This window comes from Mesorhizobium sp. M0830 (genome assembly GCF_040319965.1).
Lineage (GTDB): Bacteria > Pseudomonadota > Alphaproteobacteria > Rhizobiales > Rhizobiaceae > Mesorhizobium.
Genome location: NZ_JAMYOR010000041.1, coordinates 1 through 10352, shown reverse-complemented (window position 1 = coordinate 10352; position 10352 = coordinate 1). Strand labels below are relative to the sequence as shown.

Annotated in this window: 6 protein-coding genes and 1 pseudogene; 2 read left to right on the top strand and 5 right to left on the bottom strand. The window is 59.1% G+C overall.

What is annotated here, in order from left to right:
- Positions 1–8 precede the first annotated feature (8 nt).
- Together NKI20_RS22180 and NKI20_RS22175 are read right to left on the bottom strand one after the other, a co-directional pair.
- Entirely contained in the window at positions 9–1034 is a 1026-nt protein-coding gene (locus NKI20_RS22180; protein ID WP_352834244.1) for a dipeptidase, read from the bottom strand.
- Between the two features lie 66 nt (positions 1035–1100).
- Positions 1101–2624 (bottom strand): ABC transporter substrate-binding protein, encoded by a 1524-nt coding sequence (locus tag NKI20_RS22175; RefSeq protein WP_352726445.1) that lies wholly within the window; start codon positions 2622–2624, stop codon positions 1101–1103.
- A gap of 115 nt (positions 2625–2739) precedes the next feature.
- Here NKI20_RS22175 and NKI20_RS22170 point away from each other — a divergent pair, with 115 nt between their 5' ends.
- Positions 2740–3663: a LysR family transcriptional regulator gene (locus tag NKI20_RS22170; protein WP_352834241.1), complete on the top strand. Its 924-nt coding sequence runs from the start codon at positions 2740–2742 to the stop codon at positions 3661–3663.
- Positions 3664–4018: 355 nt separating this feature from the next.
- Positions 4019–5505: pseudogene (locus tag NKI20_RS22165) on the top strand (NAD-dependent succinate-semialdehyde dehydrogenase).
- A gap of 739 nt (positions 5506–6244) precedes the next feature.
- On the opposite strand, the gene NKI20_RS22160 reads toward NKI20_RS22165, so the two are convergent.
- The 3 genes from NKI20_RS22160 to NKI20_RS22150 form a co-directional block, all read right to left on the bottom strand.
- On the bottom strand, positions 6245–7597 hold the full coding sequence (locus NKI20_RS22160; protein WP_352834238.1) for a hypothetical protein: 1353 nt from the start codon (positions 7595–7597) through the stop codon (positions 6245–6247).
- Positions 7598–7659: 62 nt separating this feature from the next.
- Positions 7660–8697 carry an ABC transporter permease subunit gene (locus NKI20_RS22155; RefSeq protein ID WP_352726452.1) on the bottom strand — a complete coding sequence of 346 codons (1038 nt, stop codon included), beginning with the start codon at positions 8695–8697 and terminating at the stop codon, positions 7660–7662.
- Positions 8694–10217, bottom strand: coding sequence for a sugar ABC transporter ATP-binding protein (locus tag NKI20_RS22150; protein ID WP_352834235.1), 1524 nt, complete (start codon positions 10215–10217; stop codon positions 8694–8696). Before NKI20_RS22150 ends, NKI20_RS22155 begins: the two co-directional genes overlap by 4 nt.
- Positions 10218–10352: the final 135 nt, after the last annotated feature.

Sequence of the window (10352 nt, the reverse complement as noted above, 5' to 3'; positions counted from 1 at the left end):
CACCTCACTCAGCGCCAGACGGCGCGCGCGACGCGCAGGAAGTTTTCTCCCAGAATACCCCTGATGGCGCTTTCCGGATAGCCTTTGGCCAGCAACAGATCTGTAAGCTCGGGAAGCTGCTCCGGCTGAAAGAAGGCTGTCATCTTGTCGTACTTGCCGCGCGGCGGGGATTTCACCGAGGCCATGTAGGCCTGCTCGGCCTCAACGTCGTAAACATAATCGAGTCCGAGCCCGACGTGGTCGGGTCCGATCAGTTCAACATAGTAGTCGATCTGCCGCGCGAGCATTTCGGTCGTGGCGATATTATCGCCCATGAAGATGCCGACGCCCACCACCCCGACCAGGCCGCCAGTCGAAGCGCAGGCGCTCGCCTGGTCGTCCCGGATGTTTCGATCGTGTTCCCAAAGGGTTTTGGGATTTGAATGGGAGAAGATAACGGGAGCATTCGTCACCTCCATTGCTTCCATGGAGGTCCTGTAGCCGGTGTGGCTGCAGTCCACGATCATGCCGACGCGATTCATCTCCGCGATGAGATTGACGCCGAATTCGCTCAGGCCCGCGTCGGTGCGTTCGTGGCAACCGTCGCCAACAAGGTTCCTCCTGTTGTAGGTGAGCAGCATCTGACGAACGCCGAGATCGTATAGCAGGCTTACCCTGTCGAGATTGCCCGCGAGCGCGTTGGTGCCCTGCAGGTTGAAGGAGACTGCAAGCTGGCCTCCGTTCTTCGCCGCCAGGATATCCTCGACCGTCTCCACGATCCTATAGTCTTGCGTTTTCTCGCGAAAAATGCGCCGCTCCCTTGCGAGCAGATCCAAGATGTCAAGCAGGCTCTCGGCATCGGAAGCAACCGTTAGCGAAACGAAGTTGACGCCGCTCTTCGCCATGCGCGGCAATGTGCGGTTGCGCAGGTCCGCACGACCTATTTGAACCCACGGCACGGTCAAATCACAGACCAGCGCACTATGATGAAGGTTCGGCGCTTTTTGCGGTTGGGGACCGGGGTTCATTTCGCTAGATCCGCTTTTGACGTGCATGAATGGCGGATCCTTGCATCAGCGATCCGCCGGCGGCCTCATGGCGCGCATCTACGATGGCAGTGGCTATTTCCAGCCGTATTCGTAGAAACGTGGAATCTCATCCGGATAGGGCCTGAAATCGAGGTCGGAGTTCCAGGTATAGCTGCGAATCCCGCTAAACATCGGCACCCAATAGGCCTGCGAAGTGATCCGGGCGATTGCCTTGCTGTAGTGTTCCTTGCGTACGCCCGGATCCGTGCTTGTGTCGGCAAGTTTCAGCGCATCAATCACCTGCTGATCATGTGCAAAGTCATCGTCACCACCGTTAAAGAACACGCTGGTACTCGCCGATGCGTCCGCGAGCGAATAGGAACCCCAGTTGGTAAGGAAGAGAGGCGTCTTGTTGGCGACCTGGGCGTCGCGATAAGCCTCCCAGGGCAGCCGGTTCAAGGTGGTCTTGATGCCCACCGCCGCCAGATAGCCCATGACCGCTTCAGCCTCGTAGGCCGGCGCCTCGGCATAGATAGGAAGCTCAAGGCCATCCTTGAAACCCGCCTCGGCGAGGAGTGCCTTGGCCTTTTTCGGGTCATAGGGGTATTTCACCGCTGCGGCTTGGTCGCAGCCGAACTGGAGTGGGTGGCACGGCGTGTCGATGACGCGTGCAGCACCTGCCATAAGATTTTCTACGATGGCCTTGCGATCGATCGCGTAGTTCAGCGCCTGGCGAACCCGGATGTCTTGGATCGCTGGTGTCTTTGTCCGCCCCATCGCATCGAGACCCATATAGAAGACCCGGTATGTCTCGGCGTTAGCCGCGGCCACGCCCGGCGCGTCCTTGAGCTGTTTGACCAGATCAGGCGTCATATCCGCGCTCACGTCGGCACCGCCGGACATGATCTCGGCAACTTGCGTCTGCGCGTCGGGTATCTCACGGACGATCACATTCTTGATCTTCGCAGCTCCTTTAGGACTGCCCCAGGTATAGTCGTCGTTGCGGATTAGCACGTACTCGTTGCCGGGCTTCATCTCCACGACCTTTAACGGGCCGGTGCCGATAGGTTTGTTCGACATCCCGGCCGACCCGACGGACTTGTAATATTCATTCGGATAAATTGGCATCGGTCCCGCCAAGAACTCGATGGCCTGGGGAAACGGTCCCTTGGTATGAATGCGCACCTTGTATTGATCGACCTTTTCGACCTTGTCGATCCAACTCACGATGCGCTTGAATTTTACACCATCGTCATGCGCGACGGTATTGTACGTGTAGACGACGTCATCGGCACCGAAAGGCTCGCCGTTGTGGAATTTGACCCCCTGCCGAAGCGTGAACTCCAGCGTTGTATCGTCGATCCACTTCCAGGCCGTTGCCAGATTGGGTTTGTAGTCTCCGGTCAGAGGATCCCTGTCGATAAGGGTGTCGAAGACCATCTTGTCGAACCAGATGCCAGTCCGTGTGGCGCCATAATAGTTGTCGGCGTTGACCATCACACCATCAACGCCCCAGACGATGCGTAGCGTGTCGTCTGCTTTGTTGGCCAGAGCCAGATCAGTTCCGAGCAGTGCGAAAACACCGCAGAGGCTGACGGAAATCGCATTTTTGAGCATCGTCGTTCCCCTTGTCACATGACCGCCTCGTTGCGTGCGGTGCAAAAATCTAGCGCGCCGTTTCATAAAACGCTAATATCAATACATGGCCCAATTGATGCCCAAATAGTCACAAATGCCAATCGAGCTACGCCATCTGCGCGCGTTCCATGCTGTGGCAACGGAGCTGAATTTTCGCCGCGCCTCGGAACGACTCAACATTGCCCAGCCAGCCTTGAGCCGGACCATCAAGGATCTCGAACACATGTTGTCCGTGACGTTGCTACAGCGCACCACCCGCGTTGTGGGGCTGACGGAGGCAGGCAGTTGGTTTCAAAGGGAAACGAGGGGTCTTTTGGATCAGGTGGATCAGGCAATCCACCGTGCGAGACGCGTGCAGATGGGCGTCGCGGGGGCGCTACGCATCGGCTTTAACGATCCGGCGATCAACGGCCTTTTGCCGGAGATCATTCGTGTATTTCGTGCCGCCGCACCAGAGATAGATGTCATTCTCGTGGACGAGTCGACGCCAACAATGATCGACCTCATTCTCGATCGCGAACTCGACATCGCGTTCCACCATGGACCTTATAGTCATCCCCAGCTTGACCGGATCATCATTCGCAACGAACGGTTGATAGCCGTCCTCCCCGTCTCGCATCCATTGGTCGCGAAAGAGACAATTTCCATAACTGATTTGTCAAAGGAACCGTTTGTTCTCGGTCGACTGCAGACATGGCGAGTTTTCCACCGCGTCGTCAGGGACTTCTGCCTTCGCCACGGGTTTGATTTTCTTCTTGGGCAACAAGCCGAACACAGCGATGGCATTATGGCCTTGGTGGCTGCAAACATCGGCATCACGCTGCATTATGACGCAGAATGGATACATAGTCGGCCCGGTATTGTCGTACGAAGGTTAAAAGAGCCTGCGCCGCGGATAGTAACACAGGCGAGTTGGCGGCGAGATCGCGGGGGCCCAGCGATGGAACAATTCCTGAGCGCGACGGCAGCAGTGGTGAAGGAGAAAGGGTTGACCTTTGATCCTCCCGCCGGAAAGTAGACGCTCCAAAAACCCTGGAAAGTGACTTCGCGAATCTCGACGTCTCGCGACGGCATTAGCACCTTGTGATCTGAGCACTCGACCGCTTCCCGCCCGCGAGGGCCGAAATCGACTCCAGCTTTGTAGGTCGCTCTGCACGCGCTCAAACGAGCGTACCGCCAGGACGCGACCGTGCGGATGCCGACTTTCGCTGAATCGTCGTGAAAGCCGTCCGAGCGTTTTGGAGGGGCGATCATTCTTTGCCTCATTTTTTGCGCTTCTGGAGCGGCAATATCGGGTAGATCGCGGTGGCGAATTGAGCATTGCTATCGACGCGGGATATCTCTTCAGCAGATTGTGCCGCGATACATGGCGGATGATGCGGCAAACCTTGGAGAACGCCGTGACAATCGCCCAGCAACTGAAAGATCCCTCGCTTTTTACCGAGCTTTGCTACATCGATGGAAATTGGGTGGGAGCGAACAGTGCCGTCACCACTCCGGTGGATAACCCGGCCTCAGGTGAGATTATCGGCAGTGTTCCGAGATGTGGGACTGAGGAAACACAAGACGCTATAGCGGCCGCGGACCTGGCTTTCAAATCGTGGCGTCGGAAGACCGCAGGCGAACGCGCGGCGCTGTTGGAGCGGTGGTTCGATCTCATTATTGAAAACAGTGATGATCTCGCGCGGATCATGACTTTGGAACAGGGAAAACCACTCGCGGAAGCGCGCGGCGAGATTGTCTACGGTGCCTCATTCGTGAAATGGTTCGCCGAAGAGGCCCGACGCGTATACGGCGAGACGATCCCGGCAGCGTCAGCTGACGGCCGCATCATCGTGCAGAAACATCCCATAGGGGTTGTCGCTGCAATCACGCCGTGGAACTTTCCGAATGCGATGATCACTCGCAAGGCGGCTCCAGCTCTGGCAGCCGGTTGCACCATTGTGATCAAGCCAGCAGAACTCACGCCCTTTTCTGCCTTGGCTCTCGGTATCCTTGCCGAAAGGGCGCGGGCATACCCAATGGCGTTATCAACATCGTGACCGGCCAGGCCGCCGAAATAGGCCGGGCATTAACAAGCAGCCCCGTTGTAAGAAAGCTGACCTTCACCGGATCGACCCGCGTGGGCAAGATTTTGATGGAGCAATGCGCAGCGACGGTGAAGCGGGTCGGGCTCGAACTGGGTGGCAATGCGCCTTTCTTGGTATTTGACGATGCCGACCTCGACGCGGCGGTCGCCGGCGTGATGGGAAGCAAATTCCGCAACGGTGGTCAAACTTGCGTGTGCGCAAACCGCATCCTTGTTCAGGATGGCGTCTATGACGCATTCGCCGAGCGGCTGACCGCGGCAACCTCGAAGCTCATAGTCGGTGACGGCCTTCTGGAGGGCACCGCGATTGGTCCTATGATCAATCAGGCGGCGATAACCAAGATCCAGGAACATGTCGATGATGCCACGTCCAAAGGTGCAGCCGTAGTCGTCGGCGGCAAGCTGCGATCAGGTCTATTTTATGAGCCGACGGTTTTGCGGGATGCCACGGTTGAGATGAAGATCGCGAAGGAGGAGACGTTCGGCCCGGTGGCCCCGCTGTTCAGGTTCTCGACCGAAGAGCAAGCCATTGAAATGTCGAACGACACTCCGTTTGGTCTAGCATCCTATCTCTATACACGAGACATCTCACGCGCTTTCCGCGTGGCCGAAGCTCTTGAGTTCGGGATGGTCGGAATCAACGCAGGATCCGTATCGACCACAGCTGCGCCCTTCGGCGGCATCAAAGAATCCGGCCTTGGCCGCGAGGGATCGCATCACGGGCTGGAGGAGTTCCTGGAACTGAAGACGCTCCACCTTGGTGGGATCTAAGTGGTAAATGGAACAGCGCATCTCACCGCCTGAAAATGAGAACACACCAAAGCTTTCGCCCAGGCGCCAACGCATCGCGGCTCTGCTTTACGTGCTTTTTTGCATATTCGGCATCGCGGTAGTCGTTTGGTTCAAGGTATAGTTTTGCCGCGACCGAAACCAGCCTGTCCGGCAGACATCTGCCTGTCATTCGTTGCCCACGGCGGATCAAGTCTCAAGGCGCCGGCGGATCGCCGTTCCCGGTCCGAAACGGCCAGTGTTCGAGGAATGAGTTGCGATGCGCAAGCCCAGCACGAATTACATCAATATTGACGGGTATTCGTTGGAGGGAAAAATCGCAACACCTGCTTTCGAGTTGGAGGTGACAGGAGAAGCTACGCGCGCAACCGCCCATTCGAATCCAGATACCTTTCTCCTTTTCAGCAACACTCCCCGTGGCTTCCGTCTGAAGGTAGGCGCATTGTGGAAGCGTCGCAGTCGAGGCGGTGGAATAGCGTACTACTTGATCCTGCATCTTGGGTCCGGGCGCTGGTCCGCATATCTTACGCGATGGCATGGGAAGGGCGACAACACGCTCTGGTCTGTCGTTCCCTTCGATAGTGTAGTGAGAATGCAGCACATCGGTTCTGAGGCGCAATGGCCCGAAGAGTGCTGAATACCCCCTAAAGCGTCCAATCAGCGAAACTCGGCCAAGCCGCCATCGAGCCTTGCAAGAGGACGTCATGCTTCGGAACGCTTTCTATTCGGCGCGCACGATCGGGGCAATCTCCAGCTGATCTGCCACGGCCTGCCAGCGATCGGCGAAATAGCCATAAGCGGTCTTGATCTGCACACCGACGGGAAGCTCCGGGCATTCATTCTCGCCGTTGCTGCCCCAATTGACCCACCCGGACTGCCGTCGCTGGACGATCTGGAAGGCCCCGGACGGCTCCGATGTCCACCAGATCATGGCGCGACCCGTCGCCTCGTCAAATTCCACGGTCTTGTCGGCTGGACCAGGAAATATCGTTTCGTGCTCGACCGCGGACACGTCGACAGGCTGATCTGTCAGGACCCAACGACGATCCGTCAGGTCCGCCTTGACGTGCGCGGCGGCACGAACGCGCGCCAGCCGATCACGCAGCTCATTTTCCTCGAGCACGCCCTCCCATTTGCAGAACAGCCGCCAATAGAGATCCCAATGCGCGGATTCGATGTCGGCGAGATGCGAACGGAATTCCTCGAACTTCCGGCTTTGGCTGGGCGAGTTGGTCACCGTGTCCGCCACCATCGCGACGAGCTCGCCGGCATAGGGGTCCCCTGCCCGATAGCGCGTTCCGCCATAGGCGGCAAAGCGGTCGAACACGAGTTTGCCGTTGCCACCCTCGAACTCATCGCCAACGGTGATCTTGTTGGTGACGGAGCGGCCGTTGATGACGGTTTGGAAAGGATCGACCCAATAGCGGCGCTGGAAAAAAGGCGTCCCGTAGGTGAAGACCCAGTCGATTGAGAAACGCTTGCCCTTGAGTTCATCCAGCAGGCCATCCGGGATCGTGCCGTGCATGCGATAATGGTGCAGAACCGGACCGCGCTCCAGCGTCTCGATCGTAACGGTCGTGTGTTCGGGAGGGTTGATGAGGCCATTCTCCGGGGTGAAGAAAGGCCCGTAAAAGCCGCCCAGGGCATTGTTGCCGGATGGCAGCAGTTCGAAATCGTCAAGCAATGACCGGAAGTGACGAACCCCCCATTTAGAGGAGCCCAGGCCTCGAGCTGTGCCGGAGCAGAGCTCAAGGTCGAACGCGCCAGTGTCAAGGCGCACGAAGCAATCCGCTTCCCTGCCTTGGAGAACCTTAAGGCCGGAAATGTCAACCGAAGCAGGATCGCATGGTTCATCCATAGTCAGCCGCAGACGGCCAACGAAGCTTATGGTCGCCACGAATCGCGTTTCTCCTGGCTTGCCGTCCTGCGTCAGGCGCTGGCACAACACCCGGTTGCCGGCGTCGTCGCGAGCCCACCACAGGGCATGCGGCAGGTCAGCCATGACGGAAAAAGCGATCGGCTCATGGTCGCGCCGGCCGGCGAGAGGATCTGTGATGGTGACGGCATGGGTCATGCTGGTTCTTCCAGTGCAAGGGTGGCGAGCTCGGATGGAGCGGCGCCGCTAGGACGTGGCGGTTACCGGCCCGAGCCACGGGGCGGCGCTTTCTTGCTGAAGCGGAAAAGCCCCGGCCGCTGCTTCAGGCTGTCGATCGCGACGGCCACGATGATGACGACGCCCTTGATCAGAAGTTGGGTGAAGAATGGCACGTTGAGCAGGATCAAACCCGTGCTCAGCACGCCAAGGATCACGGATCCAATTAGGGTGCCGACAATTCGGCCGCGGCCGCCGGCCAGACTGGTTCCGCCAAGCACCACCGCCGCGATTGCGTCCAGCTCGTAGCCGGTGCCGGCGGTAGGCTGGGCCGAAATGACGCGGGCGGCGAAGATGACACCCGCCAGGCCGGCGCAACCGCCTGCCAGGACATAGACCGACGTGACTACCCGCTTGACACGGACGCCTGCGAGTTTGGCTGCCTCGGCATTGCCGCCCACGGCATAGACATGGCGGCCATAGCGCGTCCGCTCCAGGATGAACCAAATGATCAGGTAGACGGTAGCCATCACAATGACTGGCATAGGGATACCCCAGAGGTATCCATTGCCGATGTCCTTGAAGTTCAAGGCGCTCGACACGATCGGCTGGCCTTCGGTGATGGTATAGGCAAGGCCGCGCAGGAAGGTCATCGTCCCCAGGGTGACGATGAATGGCGCGAGCGAGAGGTAGGCCGTCAGCGCTCCGTTGACCAGGCCGCAGGCGGCGCCGACGGCAATGCCGACAAAGATGGCGGCGGGGGCCGGCACACCCGCTATGGCGGCGATGACGGAGACCACGCCAGAAACGGCAATGATCGATCCGACCGAAAGGTCGATGCCGCCGGTCAGAATCACGAGCGTCATGCCTGCCGCCAAGATGGCGTTCACCGAGATGGCGCGCGCAATGTTGAGCAGGTTGTCGACACGGTTGAAGTTCGGAGCGATCGCCGACATCAGGATCACCAGCGCGACGAGCACCATAAGAATGCCCACGCGATCCCACCATTTGGCGAAATCGAAGGGGGCGCGATCCGGAGCGGTCGGTGATGCCTGAGTGGTGTCGTCTTGAGCAGTGTTCACGGTCGCACTCCTGTGTTTCCGCCATGAATCGCGGTGCCCGTCGCATGAAGCATCACTTCTTCTTCCGATGTTTTCTCCGAAACCAATTCGGACACGATCCTGCCCTCGCGCATGACCATCAGGCGATCGCTTATTCCGATCGCCTCCGGCAGATCAGACGATATGATCAGGATGGCCTTGCCGGCGCGGGCGAGTTGGTCGATCTCCTCGTAGATCTCGCGCTTTGCACCGATGTCGACACCGCGCGTCGGCTCGTCGAGGATCAGCACCTTGGAATCGCGAAGCAGCCATCGCGCGAGTGCCGCCTTTTGCTGATTTCCTCCAGACAGAGCCTTCACGGGCAGCAAGGCTGCGTTGAGCCGGAGTTTGAGCCGCTTCATCTGCTCCATAACCGCATCGCGCCGTTTCGTGCGATTGACCACGCCTGCGGCAACGAAGCGGTCGAGTGAACTGATCGCAATGTTGTCCTCCACCGAATGCTCGAGGAACAGGCCTTGCTCTTTGCGGTTCTCGGGCACCATGCCGATGCCGTCGGCAATCGCCTCGAATGGGTCCGACGGGCGACTGGGTCGCCCTTCGATTGTGACTGAACCAGCGGTGCGTGGGTCGGCTCCGAAAATCAGGCGTCCGACTTCGGTCCTGCCCGAGCCGATCAACCCAGCCATGCACACAACTTCTCCGGCCCGGACCGAGAAGTCGACCGGGCCGACGTTTTCGTTGGCCAGACCCGCGACCTCGAGGACGGTGGCACCAGGGTTGCGCTTGTCGTGATGGTAGAGGTCGGCAACCGCACGCCCGACCATCATGCGAACCACTGCTGGCGGGCTGATCTCGGCCAAGGTGCCGGTTCCAACATAGCCGCCGTCACGCAAAACGGTGACGCGGTCCGCCAAGTGCCAGACCTCTTCCATGCGGTGCGAAATGTAGATGAGACCAACGCCCGCCGAGCGCATTTGGGCAATGATACGGTAGAGTTCCTGCGCCTCGGCGCGCGACAGCGCCGCCGTCGGCTCATCGAGCACCAGCACGCGGGCATTTTCGCCCACGGCGCGTGCGATCTCGACCATTTGCTGCATGCCGACGCTCAACGAGCCGAGCGGTCGTCGCGGATCGATGGTTGAATGGATGCGTGCCAGCTTCTCTCGCGCCTGCTGCTCCATACGGTGACGGTCGAGGATGCCCAAACGCGTGCGCGGCTCACGTCCAAGCGCGAGATTCTCCGCGACGGTCATGTCGGACACCGTGTTGAGCTCCTGGTGGATGATGGCGATGCCGTGGTCTGTGGCTTCGATCGGGGAACGGATTTCGACTTCGATGCCGTCGATCAGGATACGCCCAGCGTCGCGTTGGATATTGCCGGCAAGAATTTTCATCAGGGTGGATTTGCCGGCGCCGTTTTCGCCCATCAGCGCATGCACTTCGCCCGCTCGTAGGTCAAAACGAACCTTGTTCAACGCCAGCGTGGCACCGAAGCGCCTCGAAACATCTTCGATGACAAGAAGCGGAAGTTGGGTGCTCATGGCAGCCTCACGGGTCTTGAGGCGGGGGGGGGCGGGCAGCGCCGCCCCCCGCCGAGCGGGGTTGGGGTGCATAAAAGAACAGGTAGCAGGAGTTGGTTGGTGGTGGGAGGCGAGCAGAAGAGATTAATATTTATT

What these genes read in the sequence shown, in the direction of transcription:
- NKI20_RS22180 (WP_352834244.1), bottom strand. Translation starts at nt 1,034, where the DNA reads ATGCACGTCAAAAGCGGATCTAGCGAAATGAACCCCGGTCCCCAACCG.
- NKI20_RS22175 (WP_352726445.1), bottom strand. Translation starts at nt 2,624, where the DNA reads ATGCTCAAAAATGCGATTTCCGTCAGCCTCTGCGGTGTTTTCGCACTG.
- NKI20_RS22170 (WP_352834241.1), top strand. Translation starts at nt 2,740, where the DNA reads ATGCCAATCGAGCTACGCCATCTGCGCGCGTTCCATGCTGTGGCAACG.
- NKI20_RS22160 (WP_352834238.1), bottom strand. Translation starts at nt 7,597, where the DNA reads ATGACCCATGCCGTCACCATCACAGATCCTCTCGCCGGCCGGCGCGAC.
- NKI20_RS22150 (WP_352834235.1), bottom strand. Translation starts at nt 10,217, where the DNA reads ATGAGCACCCAACTTCCGCTTCTTGTCATCGAAGATGTTTCGAGGCGC.